The sequence below is a fragment of the Flavobacterium sp. genome, from assembly GCF_031537875.1.
In the GTDB taxonomy this organism is placed as follows: Bacteria; Bacteroidota; Bacteroidia; order Flavobacteriales; family Flavobacteriaceae; genus Flavobacterium.
The window spans coordinates 1-13515 of sequence record NZ_JAVKNB010000014.1; the positions used below are offsets into that span (position 1 = coordinate 1).

The window sequence follows — 13515 nt, forward strand, 5'->3', positions numbered from 1 at the left end:
AACGGAACAAAAAATGTATCGAGAACCGTTTTTAATGAAATTTTTCTTGTTCTCGATACAATTTTCTTCCCGAAGCGTCGGGAGAAAATCACTCGAACTGACGAAAAATTATCATCAAAAACTAATTACACCCAACGGGTTAGGTAAATATACTACTATTCTTTTTTTAATCGGCTTTTAAATAGCTTTTCGAATTTTTCAATTTTAGGTTGGATCACCATTTTGCAATAGGGTTGGTTTTTATTGTTTTCGTAATACCCTTGATGGTAGTCTTCGGCTTTGTAAAATTGAGTTAGCGGTTCAATAGTGGTTACCACAGGATTATCATAGACGTGGGCATTCTTTAGCGCATCAATAACATTTTGTGCTTCTTTTTTTTCTTGTTCGTTTTTATAGAAAATAACCGAACGGTACTGTGTTCCTACATCAGCGCCTTGACGGTTGAGTGTGGTTGGGTCGTGAACGGTAAAGAAGACTTTAAAAATCTCATCTAAATTCGTTTGTGTTTTGTCATAAGTGATTTGGACTACTTCGGCATGCCCTGTAGTTCCTGAGCACACTTCTTCGTAACTCGGGTTTTTGGTTGTTCCGCCTGCAAAACCTGACACGACTGATGTTACTCCTTTCAAATTTTCGTACACGGCTTCGACACACCAATAACAGCCTCCGCCAAGTGTAATGGTTTCACTATTAATGGCCGAATTTTTTGGGCTAATCTCCGGAACAAAATCCAACGAAATCGCATTCATACAGTATCTTTTTCCTGTTGGTTCTGGTCCGTCATTGAATAAATGGCCTAAATGACTGTTGCATCTGCCACAAAGTGCTTCGGTTCGAATCATTCCAAACGATTTGTCTAACTTAAAGGCGATACTTTCTTTATTTTGTTGTTCAAAAAAACTAGGCCATCCGCAACTGCTAGTGAACTTTTGATTGGATTGGAAGAGTTGGTAGCCACAAGCCGCACAGTAATAGGTTCCTTTGGTTTCGTCATTCCACATCGTTCCTGTAAAAGCTCTTTCAGTATCGGCTTCACGGGCTACAGCATACAAGTCGGGTGGTAACACTTTTTTCCATTCGGCATCTGAGACGTTTAGTTTTGTGGTGTCGGTGTTGGAATAATAAGGATTTTCAGGTTTTGAAATAGTATTGGACATAGTGGATGTATTTTTTGATTTATTTTGATTTGTCGTTTGGCCACAGGCATTAAAAATAAGCAAGGGGATGAGTAATAAAAAATAATTTTTCATTTGTATCTGTTTTTAGCAACTCTAGTTTCAGTGTAAAAATACCATTTTACTAGTTAGACAGTAGTTAAACTTTGTCTAAAATTAAAAATAGGCGTTCTTACTCTATCTTTTTTGTATTTTTGACGATTAATACCATTGTATGTTAGAAGAGAACGTTATATTAGTGAATGAAAGGGATGAGCCTATTGGTTTAATGCCCAAGATGGAGGCGCATGAAAAGGCGGTTTTGCATCGTGCTTTTTCGGTTTTTGTGTTGAATAGCAAAAACGAAATCATGTTGCAACAGCGCGCACACCATAAATACCATTCTCCGTTGTTGTGGACCAACACTTGCTGTAGTCACCAACGCGAAGGTGAGACTAATATTCAGGCGGGAAGCCGACGTTTGTTTGAAGAAATGGGATTTCAAACCGAGTTGAAGGAGTTGTTTCATTTTATATACAAAGCGCCTTTTGACAATGGTTTGACTGAGCATGAATTGGATCATGTGATGATTGGGTATTACAATGAGGAGCCAAGCATTAATCCGGAAGAAGTAGAAGCTTGGAAATGGATGCCTATTGAAGCGGTTAAAGAAGATATTCAAGCTAATCCAGTAGTTTATACCATTTGGTTTAAAATTATTTTTGACGAGTTTTATCATTTTTTAGAAGAACATACATTATAACACCAAACCCCAGATGAGAGTTACTATTTCGCGAAAAGCACATTTTAATGCAGCACACCGATTGTATAGAAAAGATTGGTCATTTGAAAAAAATGATGCTGTTTTTGGGAAATGCAACAATCCTAATTTTCATGGGCATAATTATGAATTGATAGTCAGTGTTACAGGAGCGATTGATCCTGAAACCGGCTATGTGATGGATGTAAAAATCTTGTCGGATATTATCAAAGAAGAGGTGGAAAACCAAATGGATCATAAAAACTTAAATTTGGATGTTCCTGAATTTCAAGATTTGAATCCTACGGCTGAAAATATTGTGGTGGTGATTTGGAATAAAATTAGAAAACGAATCCAGTCGGAATTGGATTTAGAAGTAGTTTTATACGAGACCCCGCGTAATTTTGTAACGTATAGAGGAGCATAATGGCAATACAAGTAGGTGATAGAATTCCTCATTTTAGTGCTTTAGATACTAAAGGGAATTCGTTTGATAGCGATGCTGTGGTGGGTAAAAAGCCATTTGTGATTTATTTCTACCCCAAAGACAATACGCCAGGTTGTACTGCTCAGGCCTGTAGTTTTAGAGATCAATATGAAGATTTCCTTGATTTGGGTGCTGAGGTTATTGGGGTAAGTAGTGACAGTGTGATCTCACATCAAAAATTTACTTCTCAATACCAATTGCCTTTTATACTTTTGTCAGATGCAGATAAAAAAATAAGAACTTTGTTTGGCGTTCCATCAGCGCTACTCGGAATGGTACCAGGAAGAGTGACTTATGTTGTCGATGCAGCTGGTGTAGTTCAAATGGTTTTTAATAGTATGTTAGCAGGTAAACATATACCAAAAGCCCTTGAGGCGGTAAAAAAAATAGTTGCAGTATCAATGTGACGATCAATTTAGGTTTTAACAAATGAAAATACCACTCTATCCATTACAATTTATTCCGATCTTCCAAGAGCGACTTTGGGGAGGAGATAAATTAAAAACGCTTTTTAATAAGCCTATAACTTCTACTAAAACGGGAGAGAGTTGGGAATTGTCCACTATCGAAGGTGCTGTTAGTACGATTGCCAATGGGGATTTAGCAGGAAGATTTATCACAGAAGTTATTAATGAATATCCTAATGAAATTTTAGGGACTTCGGTCTACCAACGATTTGGAAACCAATTCCCTTTGTTATTCAAATATTTAGATGCTAAGGAAGATTTGTCGGTTCAAGTACATCCTAATGATGCCTTGGCGAAAGCGCGTCATCATTCTTTCGGTAAAACCGAGATGTGGTATGTAGTTCAAGCTGATGCAGATGCTCGGTTGATTGTTGGTTTTAAAGAAGAGATGAACCAAACCACTTATCTTGAAAACTTAGAAAAAAAGACTTTATTAGCCACTCTGGATGAAATTAAAGTACAACCAGGAGATGTTTTCTTAATAGAAACCGGAACGGTACATGCTATAGGAGCGGGGATGGTTATTGCCGAAATTCAGCAAACTTCAGATATCACGTATCGATTGTATGATTTTGACCGAGTGGATGCTGATGGGAATTTACGCGAACTTCATGTTGATTTGGCTTTGGATGCCATTAATTACCATACCATTGAAACTCAAAAGCAATATCAAAAACACAGTAACCAGTCTAATGAAGTAGTGGACTGTCCTTATTTTACGACTCATTTTATTCCATTAGCGGGTGAGATGAATGTTCAAAAAACAGCAGAGACGTTTACCGTGTATATGTGTGTAGATGGGGAGTTTGAATTTATTTTGGATGGCAAACAGTATTCGTATTCTAAAGGGGATACGATTTTAGTACCAGCAGCATTAACAGATTTTCAATTGAGCGGAAAAGCTTCAATTTTAGAAATTTACATTTCGTAGTAGTGAATAGAAAGATTATGTGTACTTTTGCACACGCAAATTAAAATTAAAAATAAAATGGCAAACGTTAAGAATTTAAAGAAAGACATCAACTACGTTTTAGGAGATATTATTGAAGCAGTTTATTTGTTTGAAATTTCAACTTCAGGAGTTCCAACACCAGAAACTAATGCTTTGATTGACGAAGCTATTGCAGCTTTTGATGTTTTGATTACAAAAGTAAACGCTAAGAACGTTGAGAACAAAAAAGCACACTTCAAACAAATCAATGTTGAATTGGAACAAACTGCTAATCAATTGATTGCTAAAATCAACGAATTATAGTCGAAAAAAACCGTAAAAAAGTGTCAAATTATTTTGGAAAATTGAATTTCAGAATTATATTTGCACCCGTAATACGCTGCCAGCGTAGCTCAGTTGGCTAGAGCAGCTGATTTGTAATCAGCAGGTCGTGGGTTCGAGTCCCTCCGCCGGCTCAAAAAAACCATAACATTTGTTATGGTTTTTTTATTTTATAACAAAGCATAAAAAACCGTCAATTGCAATTGACGGTTTTCTTGTTTTTAATCGTTTTGACTATTGTTGCTTTTTAATGGAAGCAATATACTCGGTAAGTTTTTTACCATAAAGTGATTTAGATACTTTTGGTGTCAACGATTTTTGAATCGTATCTAAATATTTCATGTTGATATCATAAATCTCAGATAAGGCAAGATAAGGTGCTACTTCATATTCTTTGTTGTTGATGATGAAATTAGTAGCATACAAGTATTTTCTTTTGATATTGGATTCTTGTTGTGCAGTGATGCTTGCAATTTCTTTTTCGTTATTGCTTTTTAATGCTTTGAATTTTTTCTCAATCAAACTAAGTTCTTCGTCTTGAAAGCGATTGTCCACCTTTTTAAACTCGTAATACAAATCTTGATTTTTTGATCCTGTTACTTTTGCATCTGCGATGTAGTTCTCAAGGTCGGTATCGATGTTTACATTTCCAGGCTCAGCAAAGAATAATAAATTATTATCTAACGAATTGCTTACTCCTCTGTCAAGAAACAAGTATAACATTTCAGGTGATTTTAACTCGATATTGGTTTCAAAATTAGAGCTGCCATCTATAGCTATCGTGTCTAATGCCACTAGTTTATTATTAGTGACTCTTTGTACATACAAAGTTCCTTTTTTCAATCCTTTGATATTTCCTGTTAAGTGTAAATTGTTTTCCAATTTTTTTTCGGAACAAGCAAACACTAGTGTCAATGTTACGAAAGCAATACTAATTTTTTTCATTGTAGATTTATTTTGTCGCAAAATAACGAAAATTGTTGGAAAGCGATATTGAATTGCAAAAAAAATCCCAATCTATTTCTAAATTGGGATTTTGACTGATTAATTTGTTTTTATCCTTTTAACCAAGCGTTTTTTAAATTGGTTTTAGAGGCATCTGTAGCTTTTAAACCGTCTGTTTCTTCATAAGGCAAACTCACTTTTCCAGTTAGGATTTGTTCTTTACCGTCTCTTTTGATTTTGATGGTAATCTCGTCATTTTCTTTCCAGTTTTCGCTTTCGCCAATCATGTCATAGATGTTGTCTAGTGTATAGGCTTTGTTATTAATAGCTAGGATAATATCGTTAGCTCTCAAATCCAAGTTTTTGTAGAAGTCGATTAAATCGGTATTGGGTCTCACTAAAATTTCTTTGGTAGCTTTATCTACAGTAATATAAGGCGCTTGTCCTTTTAAGAATACGTTGCCCGCTTTTTTATCAGCTACTTTAGTTACGCCTACTTTAGCTAAGAATATATCGTATGGAATCGGCGTTGAACCCGAAACATACGTACTTAAAAAGTTACCTACTTCAGGATACGTTAGTGCTGTGATTTTAGCAAATAATTCGTTGTCGTTGAAAGCCTTGGTTACTCCGTATTCTTTTGATAATTGTTGCATTAAGTTCAAAATACCTCTTTCGCCGTTGCTTTTTTCACGGATGATGATATCGATACACATTCCGATTAAAGCGCCTTTTTGGTACACGTTTAAGTATTGTTCTTTGTACGGACTTTTTAAAACGTTAGCACTCATAGTGGTGAATGGCATGGTGTCGTCTAAAGTTTTTGCTTGTTCGATCTTTTCAGCCATACGAGTATAAAATTCTGCCTCGTCAATTAGACCTTGATTGATTTGGAATAAATTTGCAAAATATTCGGTTACTCCCTCATACATCCATAAATGTTGAGACATTTTTGGTGCATTGTAATCAAAGTATTGAATTTCGTTAGAGTGAATGGTTAAAGGGGTTACAATATGAAAAAATTCGTGTGAAACCACATCTTTCATTGATTTTTGTAACTCTTCTAGCGGCATCATTTCAGGTAATACAACGGTAGTAGCTGTCGGGTGTTCTAGCGCTCCAAAACCTTTGGCATCATTATCTTTCATTGAAGATAAGTACAGCAAAACACTGTATTTTTTAGTGGCATTGATATTTCCTAAAAACGTTTTTTGAGCCGTCATCATTTTTTTCATTTCAGGGGTAATGCTTTCAGCGGTTACTTTTCCTGAAGGCGAATACACTGCAATTTGAATGTCCATTCCGTTGACATTAAAAGTAGTGTAATCTGGTTTAGCATACATGATTGGGTTTTCGACTAATTCAGCATAGCGCGGTGTGTTGAATACGTCTTTGGATTTACTAGCGTCAGTATCACTCATGGAAGTAGCGCCCCAAAGTGTTTCAGGATGGGTAATAGTAACTTGATAAGGAAGGTCTTTTTTGTCTTGAAAGTAACCTACAAAACCATGTGTATTCAGCATAAAGTTGTTTCCTGCATCGATATTAGTTCCTGCAGGTGAGAAAATATCGGTTCCAAAACTTCCTCCTTTTTCAGTATCAAAAGTATCGTTGACTAAATAGGTGATTTTAGATAGATTTTTAGCATTCGAAATCGACCAAGTATTGTCGTCTGATTTCGTTACAGTCAATTCTTTTCCTTTTGAATCAAATGCCTTAAAACCTTCGATGTTTTTTCCGTAATTGTCTTCAGAATAGGTTCCAGGTACAATTTTAGGAATGCTGTAGGTAATTTTCTCAGTAGTTATTTTTGGTGCTTGAACGGTTACTTTGACTTTGTCGTCTTTTACGTCAATTAAGTCAATGCTCACTTTAATGTCTTGTTTTGCAATGGACTTGTTTTGTGCCATAGCGTTATTGCTGTTCCAAAGAAAAGCTACAAGCGCAAGTGCAATAATTGATTTTTTCATTTTGAATTTATTTAGATTGGGTTATTAGTATTCTTTTTTAGATAAATGTTACAATTTATAGTGATTGGATGAACGTAGTTATGATCAATGGTAATTCTTTGCTGATAGGCAAATCGGGATTAGTGTACGAAGCTTTGTTCTCCGCCTCATCTCCTTTGATTTCCTTAAAAATATGATTCATATTGGAAATAATTTTTAGTTGGGCCTCTGGTTTCGCTTGTTGTAATAATTGCGCATCATTCACACTTACTTGAATATCTTTGTCGCCATTGATTAATAGGGTTGGGACGTGTAGTTTCTTAATTTCAGACTGCGGGTTGTATTTGATCCACGAAATCATATAAGGTTGCACACTCGCTCTAAATAAGGAAGCAAGCATCTGATTTTTTAATTCGAAGGTGGTGCCACTTTTAAGTGTTTCTAGGTTTTTTTGTACTTCCTCTTTTAGAAAAGGGGCTTGTTTTCCAATTTGCTCCACCAAAACCTCGTCGATTGGGCGACCCGCTCCAGCAATTGAGATGTACCCATCAGCATTCCCATCAGCAGCCACCATTCCAATCAAGGCTCCTTCGCTATGCCCAGCAATAGTGATGCTGTGGTACTTTTTTTGGTTTTTGAAATATTGAATAACCGCTTTAGCATCGTCTATAAAATTATCGAAAGATAAACTCGCCTCGTCTAATTTTCCTGAAGCTATTTGAGCAAAAATTCGTTTGTCATAACTGTACACTGCAATACCGTTATTGGCTAATGCTTCGGCTAATAGTTTCAATGAGTTATTGGTTAACCCTTTTTGATTGCCGTCTCGGTCTGTAGGTCCGGAGCCAGCAATGAGAATCACCAAGTTCGTTTTATTACTTTGCTTTAATGGGGAATACAACGTACCTTTTAAAAGCGAATTAATTTCAATATCTGCTTTCGAAAATTCTATTTTTTCTTGAGAAAATGCAAGGGTTGAGAACAGAATGACAAATAAAACAAGGGCTTTTTTCATGGGGTAGTGTATAAAGGAATAAAAAAACTCCTGTTTTTCAGGAGTTCTGTAACTTAATCTAATTTATTTTTGATGTAGTATTTGCCATCCAATTCGTCGTCAAAATCATCGATTTTTACTGGTTTTGGTTTTGGTTTGTTGGCTGCCGCTTTCTTTTTCCACATTTCAAATTTTTCTGCGGGCATTTTCTTTTTCATAATTTCTAAAACCTCTTTTTCGGCTAAGCCAAATTCTTTTTTAATAATTTCAAAAGGGTTTCTTTCTTCTAGGGCCAAAGTCATCAATTTTTCCGTCTCTTCCCAATTTAATTCTTTACGGCTACTCTTTTTCATCAGCTGAAAATAATTCAAATAGTGTTGTTAGTTATTCGTTATTAGTTGTTGATTTGAAATCATTTATCAATATTAATAAAAAAAATAATTACTTCATTATCCTTAGTTTACTTTTTTTTCTGAAAAGGGATTTTTAATAAATTTCCTAGGTTATTGTGCTCTTCAGGCTGCATATGAGTGTCCACTCCGTACACAATTTCTTCTCTTGGCAGTACCTTAAAAGTACCGAATAATCGATCCCAAATAGAAAAAATATTACCATAATTACTATCCGTATACGGCATGACATAATGGTGGTGTACTTTGTGCATGTCGGGAGAAACAATAAAGTAACTCAAAAACAAATCGACTTTTTTGGGCAAGGCAATATTGGCATGATTGAATTGCGTGGCTATAACGGATAAGGTTTGGTACAAGAATACTAGCCACATCGGACTTCCCACAACTACCACTCCCAAAGTAGTGAATACAAACCGAATCACACTTTCGCCAGGGTGGTGACGGTTAGCTGAAGTAGTATCAATCCATGTGTCGGTATGGTGAATCAAATGGAAACGCCAAAACAATTTTACTTTGTGTTCTATTAGATGCACGAGATAAGCCCCTATTAAGTCTAATAAAAGCAAACCTATAAGGGTGTACGCTACTATTGGCATTTCAGGCAACCATTGTAACAATCCAAAGTGATTGGTAAAAGCCCAATCTGCTGTTTGTAATAAAATGAAAGCCAAACAGAAATTGACAATAATCGTAGTTAAAGTAAAAAAGATATTGATACCGGCATGTTGCCATCGTCTGTACTTGAAGTTAAACAAGGGAAAGGCATTTTCTATTAGCCAAAAAATAGTGATTCCGCTTACTAAAATAAGGCTTCGGTGTGAAGATGGAATGGTTGAGAAATAATCAATAATTGGTTGCATATTGGATCGATTTGAATCCAAATATAAACAATTATTTAATGGTTCGAAAGGTTAGATTAATTCTTGTGCCAATAGGTTTTGCTGTTTTTGGAATTTGGTGTTTCCAAAAATGTTGGGTGCTTCCTTTCATTAGTAAAAGACTGCCGTGTTCCAAAACAATATTCTTTTTGAGGTCTGGGATGGTGTTGTGCTTGAGCTGAAAAACACGTTCGGCTCCAAAGCTTACGGATGCAATACTTGGATTGTTGCCTAATTCTTTTTCGTTATCGGCGTGCCAACCGTTACTGTCTTTTCCGTCTCGGTATTGATTCAGTAAAACGGTGGTGAATTGGCATTCCGTCGTATCCTCAATGTAGTATTTGATTTTTTGCAAAAGGGTATTCCACGGATGTGGGTGCATCGTGATATTGGAATACGAATACGGTTTTCCTTCGTTTCCGTACAAAGCCGTCAATCGCGGTTGCGGATGGGTTTTGCCATATATAGTGATATCATCTTGTTGCCAAGCGATTTGTTGGAGTAATTCGGCATAGATACTATCCGCTTGTTCTTTATCAAAAAACTGAGGGTAATAGATAATTGCTGCATCTGGCAAATCGAGTACAAGAGGTTCGGGGGCGAAATTGAATAGCGATTCCACAATTATTAGGGTTTCTTGTAATTGATATTCATAATGATGATGGCGAGGATAATTAGCACAATTCCTAACCATTGTAGTCCGATGACACTTTCGTTCAATAAAAAATAGGCCATGAGTACTGAAACAGGAAGTTCTAAAGCCGAGACAATACTGCCTAATCCGATTCCCGTTAACGGAAATCCAGTATTGAATAATAAAGGCGGAATTACCGTACCGAAAAGAGCTAGTACAATTCCCCATTTGGCAAAAATGCCGAAATGGAAAGTCCCTGTTTGGGTTGCAATGGCAAATCCAAAAACAATTACAGCACCACCTAACAGCATAAACAAACTACGTTGCGCTGACGAAATACCAATACCTACTCGGTTAGCTGTAAACATAGTTGTTGTGAATGAAGTGGCTGATAGAAGTCCTAAAACAATACCTCGCCAATCCAAATTGATTTGGCTTTCTATTAAATTAGTAGCCAATGCGGTTCCAATAAGAACGACTACAACGGATATGATTTTTTGGGCTGAAGGGATTTTTTTTTCAAGAGCCATTTCAAATACAACACCCATCCAAACGGTTTGCATTAATAAAATAATAGCAATGGAAACCGGAATGTATTTTACGGCCAAATAATAGAAAACACTGGTCATCCCAAGAGATGTTCCTGCAAGCATCAATTGAAAAATGGTTTTGGATGAGGCGTTTGTAGTTGTACTATTCTTTTTTGATTTTTGGAAGGCGTTTATAAGTAGTATTCCCATAATTCCATACACAAATTGAGCAATTGTAACTTCGGGAGTGGTAAATCCTTCGGCATAGGCCATTTTTACAAAAGTTGCTAGCATGCCATAACTGGTTGCTCCAAGTCCGATGAGGAAAACGCCTTTTAGTTTTGAATTATTTGTCATTTAATTGATTTGTTTTTTATCCATTTCTGATAAATCGCTCAAGTGCAAACGCAAGGCATTTACTGAAATACTAATTTCCCAAAACGACAAACCAAGCGAAATTAATAAACTCAACAAACTCAATCCGAAGAAATACAGACTGATGGCTTGCTCTTCGAAAAATAATAGCAGCATCGCAAAAACAGACAAGAACAAGCACAATACACCCGCCATTTGCATGTAGCGAATTAAGGTAAGGCGCAGGTTGAGGTTTTTAATCTCTAACAAAATCATGCTGTTCTCCTTTTCTTTGTACACTTTTTTCAGTCCACGAATGATGCTTGCAATGGTCAAAAATCGATTGGTATAGGCCAAAAGAATTAACGAAGTTGCTGAAAAAAGCAGGGCGGGTGTTCCTATTTCTAAAGTCATATTTAATTGAGTGTAATTTCAGTGGCCAAAGTTCGTGATTCTTTATTCATTTTTAATTTTTTTTACCAATAACTTCGAGTTGGACTGTAACAAATGAATGCATTTAAAGACTAAACGTACAAACGAAATTTATATAATGAAAAAAATAATTGTATTACAAGCCTTATTTTTTGGTGCTTTTTCCCAGCTTTCTGCCCAAGAGACTACCAAAAAAGCACAGGAATTAAAAGAAGTGACCATTATTAAAACCAAGAAAGCGGTGGAGCAACGAGCAGATCGGACTATTTTTGATTTTGCCAATCAACCGAGTTTGAGTTCGGGTTCTGTTCTAGAAGGATTGAAAAAATTACCGGGTTTAATTGCTTCGGATATTGCGGGTATGATGTACCAAGGAAAGCAATTGGATGTGTATATGGACGGGCGACCGTTGAATATTTCTTCTAATGAATTGAATAGTTTCTTGGAAGGAATGCCGGCGAATGCGATTGAAAGAATTGAAGTGATTACGCAACCTGGTGCCGAATTCCCTGCGACTTCGGGAGGGGCTATTTTGAATATTATTACCAATAAAAACGCGAAGAACTTTTTGAGCGCCACCTACACCAATAGTACAAATGTCACTAATTATGACCGTTTGCGATGGAGAGTGAATAATAGCGTCTTATTGAATGCCAAAAACAAATACTTTGGTTGGCAATTGAACATGGGGCAAAACTATAGAGAAAGCGCCATGTGGACTTCGTTGATTAAAGAAGAAAATTCGAGTCAAACTTTGCTTTCCAATACAGATGCTGATAGAACCAATAGAACTAATTTTATCAAATCAGCCGTTACATTTGACTTGAAAAAAGATCGATTGTTGTTGAACTATGATGTGAATTATAACAATAATGGAAGCACTACCTTGTCGAATGGTCCTGGGTATGCTACCAATGACAATTCCAATACAAAAGGATGGCGTCAAGATGCGGTAGCAACTTATCAAAAACGATTTGAAGACAAGACGAAAAAGTTGGATTTTAAATTCAATTTCAATCGCAATCAGAGTGACTTTGTAATGAATTCATTAGGGTATGTGCTTCCCGTTCTAGACAACTCTTCGGATCAAAAATACTACAACTTCAAGTTTGATTATTCGCAACCGATTGCCTTTTCTGATGAAGGGAAAATAAGTTTTGGAAGTTTGCACGAAGAATTGGATTTCCAAACGCAAAACAGAGGGGTAACTAATTTGGATTACCAAAGAAAAACCACCGCAGGGTATTTTGAACTGCAAACCAAATTCAAAAGTATGAGTTTTATTTTGGGAGGTAGAGCCGAAGATTACGACATTTCTGGAAAAACCAACACGACTGATTTGACTCCTTTCAAACAGTTTCGTTTCTTCCCAAATGCGAGTGCGCAGTACAATTTTAACAAGTCGGTGTTTTTTAATGTGAATTACAATAAGAAGATTACGTTACCAAGTACGTCAGCCTTGAATCCGAACAATACCAATTATCAAAACCCGAATATTGGTTATGCTGGAAACCCGAATTTGCAACCTACGATATATGATAACTACGAAGTGAAACTGAGTGCGTATGATTATGCATTTATAGGTTATTCTTTGAGTTCGGCTAAGAATCAAGTGATCCAAAGAGTGAATTTGAATTCGAATGTGGTAGTCAATTCCAATGAGAATGTACCTGAAGTGAAAATTCATAATTTCAATATTGGAATGCCTATTCCGTACATGTTGTTTACCAAAGGATTGGCCGAAACGATGAAGATGAATGTGAATCCCGATGAGATGAATTTTATTTTTGTGTATGCAGCTTATCAGTTGCACCAAATACCATCAATAGAGACCAAAGGATTTTGGGTGTATAATCTGATGTCACAAATGGTGTTGCCAAGTAAAATTAAGTTTGTTGCCAACTTCAGTTATATTACTGCTAAAGGAAATTACTATTATTTTATTGCGAACAAACCATTTAATAATACCGTGGATTTGTCATTGTCTAAAAAGTTTTTGAAAGACCAGTTGTCTGTTTCCATCAATGCGGATGATATTTTCAATTCGAATCGATTTGTGTTCAACTCGTACAACACGCCGCTGTTGTTGAGCAACAAAATGGATTCACGCCGATTTGGATTTAGTATCAATTACAAGATTCCAACGAAGAATAGATTGGCTAAAGAAACCCCAATTTTATTGAATAAGGATAAAAAAGAAGAAACCGGAATTATTGGGAATTAAAATAAAAAAGCCTGTTAGTTC

At 36.1% G+C, this 13515-nt stretch carries 15 protein-coding genes and 1 tRNA gene; 7 read left to right on the forward strand and 9 right to left on the reverse strand.

Annotated features, from left to right (window positions below):
- Positions 1-155: 155 nt before the first annotated feature.
- Positions 156-1250 carry a bifunctional methionine sulfoxide reductase B/A protein gene (locus tag RMR09_RS09165; protein WP_310595501.1) on the reverse strand — a complete coding sequence of 365 codons (1095 nt, stop codon included), beginning with the start codon at positions 1248-1250 and terminating at the stop codon, positions 156-158.
- 139 nt (positions 1251-1389) lie between these two features.
- Between RMR09_RS09165 and idi the strand changes: the two genes are divergently transcribed.
- From idi to RMR09_RS09195, 6 genes are all read left to right on the forward strand, one after another.
- A complete protein-coding gene (gene idi / locus RMR09_RS09170; protein WP_310595502.1) occupies positions 1390-1917 on the forward strand; it encodes an isopentenyl-diphosphate Delta-isomerase in 528 nt (175 codons plus the stop codon).
- Positions 1918-1930: 13 nt separating this feature from the next.
- Positions 1931-2341: a 6-carboxytetrahydropterin synthase gene (locus RMR09_RS09175; protein WP_310595503.1), complete on the forward strand. Its 411-nt coding sequence runs from the start codon at positions 1931-1933 to the stop codon at positions 2339-2341.
- Positions 2341-2808, forward strand: coding sequence for a peroxiredoxin (locus tag RMR09_RS09180; protein WP_310595504.1), 468 nt, complete (start codon positions 2341-2343; stop codon positions 2806-2808). The genes RMR09_RS09175 and RMR09_RS09180 overlap by 1 nt, the downstream gene beginning before the upstream one ends.
- Before the next feature lie 22 nt (positions 2809-2830).
- A complete protein-coding gene (locus RMR09_RS09185) occupies positions 2831-3799 on the forward strand; it encodes a type I phosphomannose isomerase catalytic subunit (protein WP_310595505.1) in 969 nt (322 codons plus the stop codon).
- 57 nt (positions 3800-3856) lie between these two features.
- Entirely contained in the window at positions 3857-4123 is a 267-nt protein-coding gene (locus tag RMR09_RS09190) for a hypothetical protein (RefSeq protein ID WP_229316154.1), read from the forward strand.
- A gap of 78 nt (positions 4124-4201) precedes the next feature.
- Positions 4202-4275 (forward strand) — tRNA-Thr (locus RMR09_RS09195).
- A 100-nt stretch (positions 4276-4375) separates the two neighbouring features.
- Here RMR09_RS09195 and RMR09_RS09200 read toward each other — a convergent pair.
- The 8 genes from RMR09_RS09200 to RMR09_RS09235 all read right to left on the reverse strand — a co-directional run bounded on the left by RMR09_RS09200 (position 4376) and on the right by RMR09_RS09235 (position 11252).
- Positions 4376-5086, reverse strand: coding sequence for a DUF4369 domain-containing protein (locus RMR09_RS09200; protein ID WP_310595506.1), 711 nt, complete (start codon positions 5084-5086; stop codon positions 4376-4378).
- Between the two features lie 110 nt (positions 5087-5196).
- Positions 5197-7056 (reverse strand): peptidase M61, encoded by a 1860-nt coding sequence (locus RMR09_RS09205; protein ID WP_310595507.1) that lies wholly within the window; start codon positions 7054-7056, stop codon positions 5197-5199.
- Between the two features lie 55 nt (positions 7057-7111).
- A complete protein-coding gene (locus RMR09_RS09210) occupies positions 7112-8050 on the reverse strand; it encodes a serine aminopeptidase domain-containing protein (protein WP_310595508.1) in 939 nt (312 codons plus the stop codon).
- 53 nt (positions 8051-8103) lie between these two features.
- Complete coding sequence (locus tag RMR09_RS09215) at positions 8104-8382, reverse strand: DUF2805 domain-containing protein (protein WP_296686472.1); 279 nt, start codon at positions 8380-8382, stop codon at positions 8104-8106.
- Between the two features lie 107 nt (positions 8383-8489).
- A complete protein-coding gene (locus RMR09_RS09220) occupies positions 8490-9302 on the reverse strand; it encodes a sterol desaturase family protein (protein WP_310595509.1) in 813 nt (270 codons plus the stop codon).
- A 31-nt stretch (positions 9303-9333) separates the two neighbouring features.
- Entirely contained in the window at positions 9334-10014 is a 681-nt protein-coding gene (locus tag RMR09_RS09225) for an alpha-ketoglutarate-dependent dioxygenase AlkB (RefSeq protein WP_310595510.1), read from the reverse strand.
- Positions 9948-10841, reverse strand: coding sequence for a DMT family transporter (locus RMR09_RS09230; protein ID WP_310595511.1), 894 nt, complete (start codon positions 10839-10841; stop codon positions 9948-9950). Before RMR09_RS09230 ends, RMR09_RS09225 begins: the two co-directional genes overlap by 67 nt.
- The gene (locus tag RMR09_RS09235) at positions 10842-11252 is read right to left on the reverse strand and encodes a DUF2721 domain-containing protein (protein ID WP_310595512.1); all 411 of its coding nucleotides are present in this window, start codon (positions 11250-11252) and stop codon (positions 10842-10844) included.
- A gap of 136 nt (positions 11253-11388) precedes the next feature.
- Here RMR09_RS09235 and RMR09_RS09240 point away from each other — a divergent pair, with 136 nt between their 5' ends.
- Entirely contained in the window at positions 11389-13494 is a 2106-nt protein-coding gene (locus RMR09_RS09240; protein WP_310595513.1) for a TonB-dependent receptor domain-containing protein, read from the forward strand.
- Positions 13495-13515: the final 21 nt, after the last annotated feature.

What these genes read in the sequence shown, in the direction of transcription:
- RMR09_RS09165 (WP_310595501.1), bottom strand. Translation starts at nt 1,250, where the DNA reads ATGAAAAATTATTTTTTATTACTCATCCCCTTGCTTATTTTTAATGCC.
- idi (WP_310595502.1), top strand. Translation starts at nt 1,390, where the DNA reads ATGTTAGAAGAGAACGTTATATTAGTGAATGAAAGGGATGAGCCTATT.
- RMR09_RS09175 (WP_310595503.1), top strand. Translation starts at nt 1,931, where the DNA reads ATGAGAGTTACTATTTCGCGAAAAGCACATTTTAATGCAGCACACCGA.
- RMR09_RS09180 (WP_310595504.1), top strand. Translation starts at nt 2,341, where the DNA reads ATGGCAATACAAGTAGGTGATAGAATTCCTCATTTTAGTGCTTTAGAT.
- RMR09_RS09185 (WP_310595505.1), top strand. Translation starts at nt 2,831, where the DNA reads ATGAAAATACCACTCTATCCATTACAATTTATTCCGATCTTCCAAGAG.
- RMR09_RS09190 (WP_229316154.1), top strand. Translation starts at nt 3,857, where the DNA reads ATGGCAAACGTTAAGAATTTAAAGAAAGACATCAACTACGTTTTAGGA.
- RMR09_RS09200 (WP_310595506.1), bottom strand. Translation starts at nt 5,086, where the DNA reads ATGAAAAAAATTAGTATTGCTTTCGTAACATTGACACTAGTGTTTGCT.
- RMR09_RS09205 (WP_310595507.1), bottom strand. Translation starts at nt 7,056, where the DNA reads ATGAAAAAATCAATTATTGCACTTGCGCTTGTAGCTTTTCTTTGGAAC.
- RMR09_RS09210 (WP_310595508.1), bottom strand. Translation starts at nt 8,050, where the DNA reads ATGAAAAAAGCCCTTGTTTTATTTGTCATTCTGTTCTCAACCCTTGCA.
- RMR09_RS09215 (WP_296686472.1), bottom strand. Translation starts at nt 8,382, where the DNA reads ATGAAAAAGAGTAGCCGTAAAGAATTAAATTGGGAAGAGACGGAAAAA.
- RMR09_RS09220 (WP_310595509.1), bottom strand. Translation starts at nt 9,302, where the DNA reads ATGCAACCAATTATTGATTATTTCTCAACCATTCCATCTTCACACCGA.
- RMR09_RS09225 (WP_310595510.1), bottom strand. Translation starts at nt 10,014, where the DNA reads ATGGTTAGGAATTGTGCTAATTATCCTCGCCATCATCATTATGAATAT.
- RMR09_RS09230 (WP_310595511.1), bottom strand. Translation starts at nt 10,841, where the DNA reads ATGACAAATAATTCAAAACTAAAAGGCGTTTTCCTCATCGGACTTGGA.
- RMR09_RS09235 (WP_310595512.1), bottom strand. Translation starts at nt 11,252, where the DNA reads ATGACTTTAGAAATAGGAACACCCGCCCTGCTTTTTTCAGCAACTTCG.
- RMR09_RS09240 (WP_310595513.1), top strand. Translation starts at nt 11,389, where the DNA reads ATGAAAAAAATAATTGTATTACAAGCCTTATTTTTTGGTGCTTTTTCC.